This window comes from Streptomyces sp. BBFR2 (assembly GCF_044497305.1).
Classification (GTDB): domain Bacteria; phylum Actinomycetota; class Actinomycetes; order Streptomycetales; family Streptomycetaceae; genus Streptomyces.
The window spans coordinates 5377518-5392381 of sequence record NZ_CP172415.1 but is presented as its reverse complement, the minus strand read 5'-3'; the positions used below and the strand labels follow the sequence as shown (position 1 = coordinate 5392381).

Annotated in this window: 12 protein-coding genes; all 12 read right to left on the bottom strand. The window is 72.6% G+C overall.

Features of this window, described 5'->3' with window-relative positions:
• Positions 1 to 4: 4 nt before the first annotated feature.
• The 12 genes from ACGH2B_RS21945 to ACGH2B_RS21890 all read right to left on the bottom strand — a co-directional run bounded on the left by ACGH2B_RS21945 (position 5) and on the right by ACGH2B_RS21890 (position 14839).
• Positions 5 to 1465, bottom strand: coding sequence for a glutamate synthase subunit beta (locus tag ACGH2B_RS21945; RefSeq protein ID WP_399092482.1), 1461 nt, complete (start codon positions 1463 to 1465; stop codon positions 5 to 7).
• Positions 1458 to 6065, bottom strand: a complete 4608-nt coding sequence (gene gltB, locus ACGH2B_RS21940; RefSeq protein ID WP_399092479.1) for a glutamate synthase large subunit — start codon at positions 6063 to 6065, stop codon at positions 1458 to 1460. The genes ACGH2B_RS21945 and gltB overlap by 8 nt, the downstream gene beginning before the upstream one ends.
• A gap of 290 nt (positions 6066 to 6355) precedes the next feature.
• Positions 6356 to 7096: a VIT1/CCC1 transporter family protein gene (locus tag ACGH2B_RS21935; protein WP_399092476.1), complete on the bottom strand. Its 741-nt coding sequence runs from the start codon at positions 7094 to 7096 to the stop codon at positions 6356 to 6358.
• A 377-nt stretch (positions 7097 to 7473) separates the two neighbouring features.
• Positions 7474 to 8475 carry a prolipoprotein diacylglyceryl transferase gene (gene lgt, locus ACGH2B_RS21930; protein WP_399092473.1) on the bottom strand — a complete coding sequence of 334 codons (1002 nt, stop codon included), beginning with the start codon at positions 8473 to 8475 and terminating at the stop codon, positions 7474 to 7476.
• A 93-nt stretch (positions 8476 to 8568) separates the two neighbouring features.
• Positions 8569 to 9378 carry a DsbA family protein gene (locus tag ACGH2B_RS21925; protein WP_399092470.1) on the bottom strand — a complete coding sequence of 270 codons (810 nt, stop codon included), beginning with the start codon at positions 9376 to 9378 and terminating at the stop codon, positions 8569 to 8571.
• A 126-nt stretch (positions 9379 to 9504) separates the two neighbouring features.
• Positions 9505 to 10335: a tryptophan synthase subunit alpha gene (gene trpA, locus ACGH2B_RS21920; protein WP_399092467.1), complete on the bottom strand. Its 831-nt coding sequence runs from the start codon at positions 10333 to 10335 to the stop codon at positions 9505 to 9507.
• Positions 10335 to 11579, bottom strand: coding sequence for a tryptophan synthase subunit beta (gene trpB / locus ACGH2B_RS21915; RefSeq protein WP_399092464.1), 1245 nt, complete (start codon positions 11577 to 11579; stop codon positions 10335 to 10337). The genes trpA and trpB overlap by 1 nt, the downstream gene beginning before the upstream one ends.
• 408 nt (positions 11580 to 11987) lie before the next feature.
• Positions 11988 to 12296, bottom strand: coding sequence for a tryptophan biosynthesis modulator TrpM (trpM, locus tag ACGH2B_RS21910; RefSeq protein ID WP_399092461.1), 309 nt, complete (start codon positions 12294 to 12296; stop codon positions 11988 to 11990).
• A 17-nt stretch (positions 12297 to 12313) separates the two neighbouring features.
• Positions 12314 to 13123 carry an indole-3-glycerol phosphate synthase TrpC gene (gene trpC, locus ACGH2B_RS21905; protein WP_399092458.1) on the bottom strand — a complete coding sequence of 270 codons (810 nt, stop codon included), beginning with the start codon at positions 13121 to 13123 and terminating at the stop codon, positions 12314 to 12316.
• A gap of 148 nt (positions 13124 to 13271) precedes the next feature.
• The gene (locus tag ACGH2B_RS21900; RefSeq protein ID WP_399092455.1) at positions 13272 to 13736 is read right to left on the bottom strand and encodes a DUF2752 domain-containing protein; all 465 of its coding nucleotides are present in this window, start codon (positions 13734 to 13736) and stop codon (positions 13272 to 13274) included.
• 130 nt (positions 13737 to 13866) lie between these two features.
• A complete protein-coding gene (locus ACGH2B_RS21895) occupies positions 13867 to 14106 on the bottom strand; it encodes an HGxxPAAW family protein (protein WP_399092452.1) in 240 nt (79 codons plus the stop codon).
• Between the two features lie 85 nt (positions 14107 to 14191).
• Complete coding sequence (locus ACGH2B_RS21890; protein ID WP_399092449.1) at positions 14192 to 14839, bottom strand: TIGR02234 family membrane protein; 648 nt, start codon at positions 14837 to 14839, stop codon at positions 14192 to 14194.
• Between the last annotated feature and the right edge of the window lie 25 nt (positions 14840 to 14864).

Sequence of the window (14864 nt, the reverse complement as noted above, 5' to 3'; positions counted from 1 at the left end):
ACCGTCACACGGCGAGTGCGCGGTCCGTCGGCTTGATGGGAGCCGGCAGGGCGCTGGCTCCGGTGAGGAAGCGGTCCACCCCGCGGGCGGCGGAGCGGCCCTCGGCGATGGCCCACACGATGAGCGACTGGCCGCGCCCCGCGTCACCGGCGACGAACACACCGGGGACGTTGGTGGCGAACTCCGCGTCGCGGGCGATGTTCCCGCGGGCGTCCAGCTCCAGACCGAACTGCTCGACCAGCCCGTTCTCCCGGTCGGTACCGGTGAAGCCCATCGCCAGGGTGACCAGTTGCGCCGGGATCTTCCGCTCGGTCCCGGGCTTCTGCTCCAGCTTGCCGTCCTTGAACTCCACCTCGATCAGGTGCAGCCACTGGACGTTGCCGTCCTCGTCGCCCTCGAAGTGCGTGGTCGAGACCGAGTAGATCCGCTCGCCGCCCTCCTCGTGCGCGGAGGTCACCTTGTACAGCATCGGGAACGTCGGCCACGGCTGGCCCGCGCCGCGCTCCTCGCCCGGCCGCGGCATGATCTCGAGCTGAGTGACGGACGCCGCGCCCTGCCGGTGGGCGGTGCCCACGCAGTCCGCGCCGGTGTCGCCGCCGCCGATGACGACGACGTGCTTGCCCTCGGCGGTGATCGGGGCGACGGTCAGATCGCCCTCCTGCACCTTGTTGGCGAGCGGCAGGTACTCCATCGCGAAGTGGATGCCGTTCAGCTCCCGGCCGGGCACCGGCAGGTCACGGGAGGTGGTGGCGCCGGCGGCGATGACGACGGCGTCGTACCGCTTGCGCAGCTTCTTCGCGTCGATGTCGCGGCCGATCTCCGTCTCCGTACGGAACTTGGTGCCCTCCGCCCGCATCTGCTCGATACGGCGGTTGATGTGCCGCTTCTCCATCTTGAACTCGGGGATGCCGTACCGCAGCAGCCCGCCGATGCGGTCGGCGCGCTCGTAGACGGCGACGGTGTGACCGGCGCGGGTGAGCTGCTGGGCGGCGGCCAGTCCCGCCGGGCCGGAGCCGATGACGGCGACGGTCTTGCCGGAGAGCCGCTCGGGCGGGCGCGGGGTGACGTCGCCGCTGTCCCACGCCTTGTCGACGATGGTGACCTCGACGTTCTTGATGGTCACCGGCTGCTGGTTGATGCCGAGGACGCACGCCGCCTCGCAGGGCGCCGGGCACAGCCGCCCGGTGAACTCCGGGAAGTTGTTGGTGGCGTGCAGCCGCTCGGACGCGGCGCTCCAGTCGTCGCGCCAGGCGTAGTCGTTCCACTCGGGGATGAGGTTCCCCAGCGGACACCCGTTGTGGCAGAACGGGATGCCGCAGTCCATGCAGCGCGACGCCTGCTCGCTGATGATCGGCAGCAGGGCGCCGGGCCGGTAGACCTCTTTCCAGTCCTGGACGCGCTCGGTCACGGGACGGGCCGTGGCGACCTCGCGGTCGTGGTTGAGGAAGCCCTTCGGGTCAGCCATGGGTCGCCGCCTCCATCATCTTCTCGTGGGTCTCGGACTCGGAGAGTCCGGCCTGCTCGGCGGCGTCCTTGGCGGCGAGCACTGCCTGGTAGGTGGGCGGGACGACCTTGCTGAAGCGGGCAGCGGCGGCGTCCCAGCCGTCGAGGAGCTTCGCGGCGACGGTCGAGCCGGTCTCCTCCTGGTGGCGGCGCACCACACCGTGCAGCCACTCCTTGTCGGCGTCGTCCAGCGGACTGACCGCACCGGCCAGCTCCTTGTTGACGCGGTCGGGGTCGAGGTCGATGACGTACGCGGTGCCGCCCGACATACCGGCGGCGAAGTTCCGTCCGGTCTCGCCGAGGACGACCGCACTGCCGCCGGTCATGTACTCGCAGCCGTGGTCGCCGACGCCCTCGGAGACCACCGTGGCGCCGGAGTTGCGGACGCAGAACCGCTCGCCGACCCGGCCCCGCAGGTACAGCTCGCCGCCGGTGGCGCCGTAGGCGAGGGTGTTGCCGGCGATGGTGGAGTACTCCGCGAGGTGGTCGGCGCCGCGGTCCGGGCGGACGACGATCCGGCCGCCGGAGAGGCCCTTGCCGACGTAGTCGTTGGCGTCGCCCTCCAGCCGCAGCGTGATGCCGCGCGGCAGGAACGCGCCGAAGGACTGGCCGGCGGAGCCGGTGAAGGTGAGGTCGATGGTGTCGTCCGGCAGTCCGGCGCCGCCGAACTTCTTGGTGACCTCGTGGCCGAGCATGGTGCCGACGGTGCGGTTGATGTTGCGGATCGCGACCTGCGCACGGACCGGCTGCGCGGCCTCGGGGGTGTCCGCGGCCAGCGCGTCGGCGGCGAGCCGGATCAGCTCGTTGTCCAGCGCCTTCGCCAGCCCGTGGTCCTGGACGACGGCCTGGTGGCGGACGGCGCCCTCGGGCAGCTCGGGCACGTGCAGCAGCGGGCCGAGGTCGAGGCCCTGGGCCTTCCAGTGGTCCACCGCCCGTGTGGTGTCGAGGAGTTCGGCGTGACCGATCGCCTCGTCGAGAGTACGGAAGCCCAGCTCGGCGAGGAGTTCGCGGACCTCCTCGGCGATGAACTCGAAGAAGTTGACGATGTACTCGGCCTTGCCGCTGAACCGCTCGCGCAGCACCGGGTTCTGGGTGGCGATACCGACCGGGCAGGTGTCGAGGTGGCAGACGCGCATCATGACGCAGCCGGAGACGACCAGCGGCGCGGTCGCGAAACCGAACTCCTCGGCGCCCAGCAGCGCGGCGATGACCACGTCACGGCCGGTCTTGAGCTGCCCGTCGGTCTGCACCACGATCCGGTCGCGCAAGCCGTTGAGCAGCAGCGTCTGCTGCGCCTCGGCCAGGCCCAGCTCCCAGGGGCCACCGGCGTGCTTGAGGCTCGTCAAAGGAGACGCGCCCGTTCCGCCGTCATGGCCGGAGATGAGGACGACGTCCGCGTGCGCCTTGGAGACACCGGCGGCGACGGTGCCGACGCCGACCTCGGAGACCAGCTTCACGTGGATCCGCGCCGCCGGGTTGGCGTTCTTCAGGTCGTGGATCAGTTGCGCGAGATCCTCGATGGAGTAGATGTCGTGGTGCGGCGGCGGCGAGATCAGACCGACGCCGGGCGTCGAGTGCCGGGTCTTCGCCACCCACGGGTAGACCTTGTGGCCGGGCAGTTGACCGCCCTCACCGGGCTTGGCGCCCTGGGCCATCTTGATCTGGATGTCATCGGCGTTGACGAGGTATTCGCTGGTCACACCGAAGCGGCCGGAGGCGACCTGCTTGATGGACGAGCGGCGCGCCGGGTCGTACAGCCGCTCCGGGTCCTCACCGCCCTCGCCGGTGTTGGACTTGCCGCCGAGCTGGTTCATCGCGATGGCGAGCGTCTCGTGCGCCTCCTGGGAGATGGAGCCGTACGACATGGCGCCGGTGGAGAACCGCTTGACGATCTCCGAGGCGGGCTCGACCTCGTCCAACGGGACCGCCGGGCGCGCGCCCTTGATCCCGAAGAGGCCGCGCAGCGTCATCAGCCGCTCGGACTGCTCGTTCACCCGGTCCGTGTACTGCTTGAAGATGTCGTAGCGGCGCGAGCGGGTGGCGTGCTGGAGCCGGAAGACGGTGTCCGGGTCGAAGAGGTGCGGCTCGCCCTCGCGGCGCCACTGGTACTCGCCGCCGATGTCCAGCGCGCGGTGGCTGGCGGCGATACCGGACACCGGGTACGCCTTGGCGTGCCTCGCCGCGACCTCCTGGGCGACGATGTCCAGACCCGCGCCGCCGATCTTGGTGGCGGTGCCGTGGAAGTACGTGTCGACGAACGTCTCCTCCAGGCCCACGGCCTCGAAGACCTGCGCGCCGCGGTAGGAGGCGACGGTCGAGATGCCCATCTTGGACATGACCTTCAAAACGCCCTTGCCGAGCGCCTTGATGAGGTTGCGGATGGCCTCCTCGGGGTCGGTGCCCGCGGGCAGGAACGTCCCCGCGCGGACCAGGTCCTCGACGGACTCCATCGCCAGGTACGGGTTGACGGCGGCGGCGCCGTAGCCGATCAGCAGCGCGACATGGTGCACCTCGCGGACGTCACCGGCCTCGACGAGCAGCCCCACCTGGGTGCGCTGCTTCGTACGGATGAGGTGGTGGTGGACGGCCGAGGTGAGCAGCAGCGACGGGATCGGGGCGTGCTCGGCGTCGGAGTGCCGGTCGGAGAGGACGATCAGCCGGGCGCCGGCCTCGATGGCGGCGGCGGCCTCCGCGCAGATCTCCGCCAGGCGCGCGGCGAGGGCCTCGCCCCCGCCGCCGACGCGGTAGAGCCCGGAGAGCGTCACGGCCGCCATACCGGGCATGTCGCCGTCGGCGTTGATGTGGATGAGCTTGGCCAGCTCGTCGTTGTCGATCACCGGGAACGGCAGGGTGACGCTGCGGCAGGACTCCGCGGTCGGCTCCAGGAGGTTGCCGGACGGACCGAGCGAGGAGATCAGCGAGGTGACCAGCTCCTCGCGGATGGCGTCCAGCGGCGGGTTGGTGACCTGCGCGAAGAGCTGGGTGAAGTAGTCGAAGAGCAGCCGCGGACGGGCCGAGAGCGCGGCGATCGGCGAGTCCGTACCCATCGAACCGATCGGCTCCGCGCCGGACTTCGCCATCGGCGCGAGCAGGACCCGCAACTCCTCCTCGGTGTAGCCGAAGGTCTGCTGGCGGCGGGTGACCGAGGCGTGGGTGTGCACGATGTGCTCCCGCTCGGGCAGGTCCGCGAGGTCGATCAGCCCCTCGTCCAGCCACTGCTGGTACGGGTGGGCGCCGGCCAGCTCCGCCTTGATCTCGTCATCCTCGATGATGCGGTGCTCGGCGGTGTCGACGAGGAACATCCGGCCCGGCTGGAGGCGGCCCTTGCGGACGACCTTGGCCGGGTCGATGTCGAGGACGCCGACCTCGGAGGAGAGCACGACCAGACCGTCATCGGTGACCCAGTAGCGGCCGGGGCGCAGCCCGTTGCGGTCGAGGACCGCGCCGACCTGCGTGCCGTCGGTGAAGGTGACGCACGCCGGGCCGTCCCAGGGCTCCATCATCGTGGAGTGGTAGCGGTAGAACGCGCGCCGGGCCGGGTCCATGGCCGGGGCGTTCTCCCACGCCTCGGGGACCATCATCAGCACCGCGTGCGGCAGCGACCGCCCGCCCAGGTGCAGCAGCTCCAGCACCTCGTCGAAGGAGGCGGAGTCGGAGGCGTCCGGCGTACAGACCGGGAAGAGCCGGTCCGTGTCCAGGTCGCCGAAGAGCTTCGAGGCGAGCTGCGATTCACGGGCCCGCATCCAGTTGCGGTTGCCCTTGACGGTGTTGATCTCACCGTTGTGCGCGACGAAGCGGTACGGGTGGGCCAGCGGCCAGCTCGGGAAGGTGTTGGTGGAGAACCGCGAGTGGACCAGGGCGATGGCCGACGCGAACCGCCGGTCGGACAGGTCCGGGAAGAACGGCTCCAGTTGCCCGGTGGTGAGCATCCCCTTGTAGACGAGGGTGCGGGCGGAGAGCGACGGGAAGTAGACGCCCGCCTCGCGCTCGGCGCGCTTGCGCAGCGCGAACGCCTTGCGGTCCAGCGCCAGACCGGTGCTCTCCCCGTCGGAGACGAAGAGCTGGGAGAAGGCCGGCATGGTGGCGCGGGCGCCGTTGCCGAGGAGTTCGGGGGCGACGGGGACGACGCGCCAGCCGAGAACGGTCAGGCCCTCCTCCCCGGCGATCGTCTCGATCTGCGAGACGGCCGCGGCCGCCTGATGGGCCTCGGCGGGCAGGAAGGCGATACCGACGGCGTATCCGCCGGCCTCGGGGAGATCGAAGGCGACCTCCTCGCGCAGGAACGCGTCCGGCACCTGGAGCAGGATGCCCGCGCCGTCGCCCGAGTCGGGCTCGGAGCCGGTGGCACCGCGGTGCTCCAGATTGGTCAGCACCGTGAGCGCCTGCTCGACCAGCGCGTGACCGGGCTCGCCGGTGAGCGTGGCCACGAAGCCGACACCACAGGCGTCGTGCTCGTTGCGCGGGTCGTACATCCCCTGCGGGGCGGGGCGCCCGTCCATGGGCGACCAGGCGGCGCGGGTGGCGCCGGCGGTGGTCGCGGAGTGCGTGGACGCGGAACGCATCGGCTCTCCCAACGTCGTCGTGGCATAGGCACTGCCGAGGGACGACGTTGGCCCTCCGCGAAATTTCGTGCAGGTTACAGGATGGCTCGCTTCTCAGGAAGCGGATAGAGCCTTCCAACATGCGGACACCGTGACTGCGGTGTGTGAGGTCGCGGACAGACAACCCGGTCCGGAAACGGGGCGCCCACCGAGCGACATTGCCCGTGTGGCGCCCCGGCCTTATGCCCGGTGGTCACGGAGACGAAACCGCTGAGTAACTCAATAATTATGCGAACTCCCGCATGGGAGCGTCACCCTACGACGGTTCCGAACACCGCTCCCAGGATGTACGTCACACCCGCGGCCGCGCCACCGAGGAGCAGTTGCCGCACCCCGCTGAACCACCACGAGCGGGCCGTCACCCGCGCCACGACCGCCCCGCACGCGAAGAGTCCGAGCAGCGCCAGCACCACCGCGGGCCACAGCGCGGAAGCGCCCAAAAGGTAAGGAAGTACGGGCAACAACGCGCCCAGCGCAAACGATCCGAAGGAGGAAACCGCTGCCACGGCGGGCGAAGGAAGGTCGGACGGATCGACACCCAACTCCTCCCTGGCATGGATCTCCAACGCCTGCTCGGGGTCGCGGGAGAGCTGTTCGGCGACCTTCCCGGCCAGCTCCGGCTCCACCCCGCGCGAGACGTAGAGGGCCGCCAGCTCGTCCCGTTCGTCCTTCGGGTGCTTGCGCAGTTCGTCCCGTTCGATGTCCAGCTCGGCGAGGACCAGCTCGCGCTGGGAGGCGACGGAGGTGTACTCACCGGCGGCCATCGAGAAGGCACCGGCGGCCAGCCCGGCCAGTCCGGTGATGATGATCGTCTGCTGGGAGACCGCGCCGCCGGCGACGCCGGTCATCAGCGCGAGGTTCGAGACCAGGCCATCCATCGCGCCGAAGACGGCGGGGCGCAGCCAGCCGCCGTTGACGTCGCGGTGCGTGTGGTTGTCGCGGTGGGCGGCGTGGGTGGACGCCGGGACATCCATGACATCGATGACGGACATAGGGACCTACTCCCTTCAACGAGGTGTGGGCCGCTGCTCGGCACTTTCCCCTCCAACACCTCGAAACTAGGCGTGACGGCCCCTCCACCGCTAGCAAGGAAGGCCGAACTTACCTCTCTGACCTGCGGTTTCTTCCGGCAGCCCGCCATGAGATCCCGCTCACAGGGCCCGCGGCACGGCGGTCCTCGGCCGCCCGCACACCGCCGTCCGAACGGGCCGGCGGACCGCGGCACGGCGGCGCCCGGCCGCCGGGCGCGGACGGCGCACACCGGCCCGGGAGAGGCGCACACAACGCCGCGCCGGGCGGAACCCGTTACGGTTCCGCCCGGCGCGGCGTTGTGGACGTACGGCCGCCGCCCGGGGCGACGGCGCGCTCTTCAGCTCTTCTTGCCGCTCCCGGCGGCCTTCGCCTCGCCCTCGGCGGACTTCTCCGCCTCCCCGGCGTCCGGCCCGTCCTCCGCGGGCCCGGCGTCCTTCTCCGCCGCGGCACCGGACTCGGCCTTCGCGGAGCCGTCCGCCGCCTTCGCGTCCGCCGGCTCACCACCGGCCAGGGCCTCCTGGGCGCCCGGCTCGACGATCTCCTCGCGGCCCGGCACCCGGCGGGCGGAGACGACCAGGTAGACCACGGCGAGGACCAGGCCGATGAGCGCGGTCCAGACGTTGAGCCGCAGCCCCAGGATGTGGTGCGCCTCGTCGACCCGCATGTACTCGATCCAGGCGCGGCCCGTGCAGTACGCCGCGACGTACAGGGCGAACGCCCGGCCGTGGCCGAGGCGGAACCGCTTGTCGGCCCAGATCACCAGCGCGGCGACGCCCAGGCACCACAGGCACTCGTAGAGGAACGTCGGGTGGTAGGTGCCGCCGATGCGGCCGATCGCCGGGTCGTCGCTGATCTTCAGCGCCCACGGCACATCGGTCGGACGGCCGTACAGCTCCTGGTTGAACCAGTTGCCCCAGCGGCCGACGGCCTGGCCGATGGCGAGACCGGGGGCGAGCGCGTCGCAGTAGGCGGGCAGCGGGATACCGCGGCGGCGGCAGCCGATCCACGCGCCGACCGCGCCGAGCGCCACCGCGCCCCAGATACCGAGGCCGCCCTCCCACACCTTGAAGGCGTCGAGCGGATGGCCGTCCTTGCCGAAGTACGGCTCGTACGTCGTGATGACGTGGTAGAGCCGGCCGCCGACGAGGCCGAAGGGCACCGCCCAGACGGCGATGTCCGCCACCGTGCCGGACCGGCCGCCGCGCTGCACCCAGCGCTTGTTGCCGAGCCAGACGCCCAGGAAGACACCGATGATGATGCAGAACGCGTAGCCCCGGAGCGGGATCGGGCCGAGATGTACGACGCCGACCGACGGGCTGGGAATGAATGCGAGGTCCATGGCAGGCACGACGCTACCCCGCCGGGCGGGGTCGGCGGCAACCCGCCCGGCAACGGCTGCGTAACAAGGCCGTCCCGGGCGGGCGCCGCGTGATCAGCCCTGGGGCGAGGCGGACTCGGCCGGCTTCTTGCCCTTGTTGGCGTCCGACACCATCTTCTTGAAGTCCGCGGGCGTGAACTGGCCGTTCTTCTCCTTCGCCAGATCCTTGCCGTTGAGCAGCACGGTCGGGGTGCCGCGGTAGCCGGACGTGGTGAACGCGTCGTTGGACCGCCGGACGAAGGCGTCGTACGTACCGGACTCGACGCACTGCTTGAACGCGTCAGTGGTCAGCCCGGGGACCTTGCCCGCGAGCTGGATCAGCTTCTTCTTGTCGGCGAACGCGTCCTGCTGCTCCGGCGGCTGGTTGCTGTAGAGGACGTCGTGGTACGCGCGGAAGTGGCCGGTGTGCTGGGCGCAGAGCGCTGCGTTGGCGGCGTTGAGGGAGCCGGTGCCGCCTCCGTTGCCGTCGATGATCGTGACGAGGTGGTACTCGCTCTTCAGTTGCCCGGCGTCCTCCAGCTCGTGGATGACCGAGCGGAAGCCGGTCTCGAACTGCTGGCAGGCGGGGCAGCGGAAGTCCTCCCAGACCGTCAGGGTGGAGGGGGCGCCGGACGCGCCGACGGGCACCGTGGGCCGGTCGCCGCCGCGCGCGCCCTTCGGCACGGCCAGCGGCTTGGCGCTCTCCTCGTCCCCGCCGGAGTTGGACGCCCAGACGGCGATGGCGCCGGCCACCGCCAAGGCCAGGACCACCACTCCGGCGACGATCGCCTGGCGGTTGCGCCGGGCGCGGGCCTTCTCCTTCTCACGCTGTGCCTTCAACCGCTCACGGGCGCTGCTCTTACCGTCATCGTTCTTCTGGCTCACCCCAGGAAAACGAAGCGGAGGGGCGCTGCCGCACCCCTCCGCACCGATGTTCGCCCTATCGGGGGACGGAACCCGCCGCGCCGCACACACGTACCCGCGGCCCGCCCGGCCCCGCCCCCGGCGGCGTCAGGAGCGCTTGCGCACCCCGGCCGCCAGCTCCCCGGCCAGCGTCCGGACCCCGGCGAGCGCGGCTTCCAAGTCGCCCTCGTCGGCCAGCATCCGCTTGACGAAGGCCGAGCCGACGATGACGCCGTCCGCGAACTCCGCGACCTCCGCGGCCTGTTCGGGGTTGGAGACGCCGAGGCCGACGCAGACCGGCAGGTCGGTGGTGGCGCGGGTGCGGCGGACCAGCTCCCGCGCCTCGTGGCCGACCGACTCGCGGGTGCCGGTGACGCCCATCAGCGACGCCGCGTAGACGAAGCCGCTGCCCGCCGCGGTGATCTCGGCCAGGCGTGCGTCCAGGCTGCTCGGCGCGACGACGAAGACGGTCGCCAGGCCGTGCCGCTCGGCGGCCGCCCGCCACTGGGCGGACTCCTGGACCGGCAGGTCCGGCAGGATGCATCCGGCGCCGCCCGCGGCGGCCAGATCGGCGGCGAACCGCTCGACGCCGTAGCGGTCGACCGGGTTCCAGTACGTCATGCAGAGCACCGGGGCGCCGGTGGCGGCGTGCGCCTCGCCGACCGTGCGGATGACGTCGGTGATCCGCACACCGCCGCGCAGCGCGATGTCGTCCGCGGTCTGGATGACCGGCCCGTCGAGGACCGGGTCGCTGTGCGGCAGGCCCACCTCGACGATGTCGCAGCCGCCCTCCAGCATCGCGGTGGCCGCGCGGATGCCGCCCTCCACGGTCGGGAACCCGGCCGGGAGGTAGCCGACCAGCGCGGCGCGGTTCTCCTCACGCGCCGTCGCCAGCACCGAGTCCAGCAGCGCGATGTTGCCCGTCGTCGTCCCCGTCATCACTTCTCTCCCTCACCGGCGTTGTCGTACAGCCCGAAGTAGCGGGCCGCGGTGTCCATGTCCTTGTCGCCCCGGCCCGAGAGGTTGACCAGCAGCAGGCCGTCGGGGCCCAGCTCGCGGCCCAGCTCCAGGGCGCCGGCCAGCGCGTGCGCGCTCTCGATCGCCGGGATGATGCCCTCGGTGCGCGACAGCAGCCGCAGCGCCTGCATCGCCGCGTCGTCGGTGACCGCGCGGTACTCGCCCCGCCCGGTGTCCTTGAGGTACGAGTGCTCCGGGCCGATGCCCGGGTAGTCGAGCCCCGCGGAGATCGAGTACGGCTCGGTGATCTGCCCGTCCTCGTCCTGGAGGACGTACGACCGCGAGCCGTGCAGGATGCCCGGGGTGCCCGCGGTGAGGGTGGCGGCGTGCTCGCCGGTGGTGACGCCGTGGCCGCCGGGCTCGCAGCCGACCAGCCGGACGCTCTCGTCGGGCAGGAAGGCGTGGAAGAGGCCGATGGCGTTGGAGCCGCCGCCGACGCAGGCGACCGCGGCGTCGGGCAGCCGCCCGGCGCGCTCCAGGATCTGCCGCCGCGCCTCGACGCCGATGACCCGGTGGAAGTCGCGGACCAGCGCCGGGAAGGGGTGCGGTCCGGCGACCGTGCCGAAGAGGTAGTGGGTGCGGTCGACGTTGGCGACCCAGTCGCGGAACGCCTCGTTGATGGCGTCCTTGAGCGTGCGGCTGCCGGAGGTCACGGCGATGACCTCGGCGCCGAGCATCCGCATCCGGGCGACGTTCAGCGCCTGCCGCTCGGTGTCGATCTCGCCCATGTAGATGGTGCAGTCGAGGCCGAAGAGGGCGCAGGCGGTGGCGGTGGCGACGCCGTGCTGGCCGGCGCCGGTCTCCGCGATGACGCGGGTCTTGCCCATCCGCCTGGTGAGCAGCGCCTGCCCCAGCACGTTGTTGATCTTGTGCGAGCCGGTGTGGTTGAGGTCCTCGCGCTTGAGGAACACCCGGGCGCCACCGGCGTGTTCGGCGAACCGCCGCACCTCGGTGAGAGCGCTGGGCCGCCCCGTGTAGTTGACCATCAGCTCGTTCAGCTCGGCCGCGAACGCCGGGTCGGCCTTGGCCTTCTCGTACTCGGCGGCGACCTCGTCGACCGCGGCGACCAGCGCCTCGGGGATGAACTTGCCGCCGTAGGCGCCGAAGTAGCCGGAGGGGCCGGGGACCAGCCCCTCCGGGTCGGGCACGAAGAATTCGGAGGACATCTGAGCACTCCTCTGCCGGGGCCCTCGCCCCGGACATCTGGGTCATTCGGAGAGAAAAGAAGAGGGGGTGACGTGTGGAGACGTAAAGGGGGCAGGCGCCGCCGCGGGCGTGGTGCCGGGCGCGGACGGGGTACGCCGACGGGTCCGGCCTCCGGGGTACGGGCTCCCGGTGGCCGTACGGCCGTCGGGCGTCCGCCGGATGGCCGGTGAAGGGCCCGGTGCCGGTCACGGCCACCGGGCGTCCCCGTACCGTGCGGGCGCCGCGCGCTGTCTAACGGGCGACCGGCCCATGAGGACACCGGCAGGAGGCACCCGGCCGGAGATCCGGCCACGGCTTCCCGCCGGACGGCACACCGGCGGCCCGCGGCGGCGTACCGCCACGCACCGGCCGCCGGGGCCGCGCACGCGTCAGCGCACGGGCCCCCGGCGCCATCGCATGCCGTTGGTCTGGCCGGGCTCGGAGCCGATGTGGTACCTGACCCGGCGGCCGTGCACCCGGCGCGCGGGGGCCCGGCAGCCGCGGTGCCAGGGCGGCAGCGCGCAGCGGACGGCCGCGCGGCGCGGTACCCGGCGGATGCGGCACACCGGAGCGGGTCCGTGGCCGGTGAGGGCGAGACCGCCGGGGCCGGGGCCGTCAGGCGTCTCGCTGCCACCGGGCACGCCGGACGCGCCCGGGAACTGCTCCCGGGCGGTGCGGTGGGTGCCGGTGGCGGTCATGGGGTGGTTTTCCGTCCTCAGGCCCGGCCGTGCCGGATCGCGGGGTGGGAGCCGGCCGCGACCAGATCGGCGACGGCGGTGCGCGGGTCCTTGCCGGTGACCAGCGATTCGCCGACGAGAACGGCGTCCGCGCCGTCGTTGGCGTACGCGATCAGGTCGTGCGGGCCGCGCACGCCCGACTCGGCGATCTTGACGATGTGGTCGGGGATCTCGGGGGCGATCCGGGCGAAGTTGCCGCGGTCGACCTCCAGGGTCTTGAGGTTGCGCGCGTTCACGCCGATGATCTTGGCGCCGGCGGCCACCGCGCGCTCGACCTCCTCCTCGTCGTGCGCCTCGACCAGCGGCGTCAGGCCGATCGACTCGGCCCGCTCGATGAGCGAGACCAGCGCCTCCTGCTCCAGCGCGGCGACGATCAGCAGCGCGAGGTCGGCGCCGTACGCACGGGCCTCCCAGAGCTGGTAGGCGGTGACGATGAAGTCCTTGCGCAGCACCGGGATGTCGACCCGGGCGCGGACCGCTTCGAGGTCGGCGAGCGAGCCGCCGAACTTGCGCTGCTCGGTGAGGACGGAGATCACCGCGGCGCCGCCCGCCTCGTAGTCGGCGGCGAGGCCCGCCGGGTCGGCGATGGCGGCCAGCGCGCCCTTGGAGGGGCTGGAGCGCTTGACCTCGCAGATGACCGTCACGCTCTCGCCCTTGAGGGCGGCGACGCCGTCCTTGGCCGGGCGGGCGGCGCGGGCGCGCTCCTTCAGCTCGTCGAGGCTGACGCGCGCCTGCCGCTCGGCGAGGTCGGCGCGGACTCCGTCGATGATCTCGTCGAGCACACTCACGCGAGCGGCCTCCTTCTGAAGCGGTGGAGGGGACGGGCGCCGGCGGCGAGCGGTACTCCCCGTAGGCACTTCCGATGGTATCCGGCCGCGGCCGCAGGTCGGGCACCCGGCCGCTGCCGTCCCACGACCTGGACAGCGGCGCCCCAGGTCAGGGCCGCAGGAAGAGGCCGAAGGGAAGATTGCGGACGACGGTGAAGAGCGCGAGGACGGCGGCCACCGACCACCAGTGGACGGGGCGCGGGCGCGGCCCGGCGGTCGGCAGCCCGCGCGCCGCGCGCACCGTCCAGACCGCCCAGAACACCGCGCAGAGCGCGTACCCGGCCACCGCCACGGCGTTGGCGCCGAGCGCGGCGGGCAGCTCGCCGTGGGCCACCGCGTGGGCGCTGCGCAGCCCTCCGCAGGCCGGGCAGTACAGGCCGGTCAGGTGCAGCAGCGGGCAGACCGGGTAGTGGCCGGGGCGGTTCGGGTCGACGGCGCCGACGTAGCCGAAGGCGGCGACCGCGGCGGCGGCCGTGCCCAGCGGGGCGGCGAGGCGGCGCGGCGCTCCCGGGCGGCCACCGGGCGGCGCGGGGCGGGAGGCTGCGGGCCGGGGCGGGGCCACGGGTGCGTTCACCCCGCCGATTGTCCCGGGGGATACGCGAAGGCGCCGCTTCCCGGCAGCCGTACGGGGTACGGCGGACGGCGACCGGGAAGCGGCGCCTTCGCAGGTGCGGGGTGTGGCGCCGGGCGGGGCGCCACGCGGGTCAGCCCTCCTGGGGCTGGGCCACGGCGACCGGGGCGGCGGAGCGCTTGGGCTGCGAGCCGAGGCCGGCGACGCGCATCACACCGCCGACGACGGCGCCGAGACCGATGAGGACGATGCCGGCCCAGAAGCCCGGCACGTTGGCCAGGACCGTGAAGGCGCCCGCGACGCAGAAGCCGATGAACGAGATGATGACGCCGGTCCAGGCGGCGGGGGTGTGTCCGTGGCCACTGCTCGACATGAGTGCTCCTCGTAGCTCTGTCGCGCCGGATCGGGGCGCGGTGATACCTCGTCGTCCATTGTCACCGATGCCGGGGGAAACGCCGTTACCGGGTGGGGTCCTCGCCCCGGTCGAGCGACTTCCACAGCTCCTCGGGACGGTCCGGGTCCACCGGCGCGGCGGCCCGGCGCGGCGGGCGCGCGCCGCCCGCCGTGCGCTCGTAACGGCCCGACATCGCGGGCCAGTGGCGGCCGAAGAGGAGCGCGAGGAGACCGGCGGTCAGCAGCAGTACGCCGCCCGCGAAGGAGACCCACGGCCAGAGGCTGTGCGTGACGTGATGCACATCCGTACCGCTCAGTCCGACGGCGGTGGCGGCCTGTTCGCGCAGTGCGGTGGTGTCGCCGTGGCCGAGCGCCGCGGCGAGCGCGGTGCCCGCGCCGCTGAGGGCGAGGAGGGCGGCGACGGCGTACCGTCCGGCGCGCCGTACCGCGAAGACCGCGACCAGCGCGGCGAGGCCGACGACGGCCAGCGCGGCGGGGACGCCCGTGACGTCCGAGCCGGTCACCGAGCGCGGCAGATCGCCCTGGGCGAGGGCGGCGGTGCCCCGGGACCAGACCCGGCCCGAGGCGAGCAGGACGAGAGCGGAACCGGCGGCGCCCAGCAGCAGGGCTGCGGCGAGGCTGCGCCGGGCGCTGCGGGGCCGGGCGGTGGGCGCGGGCGCGGTGGCGGCGGGGGGCTGGGTTGCGGCACTCACTCCCCCACTATCGCGCACCGCCCGC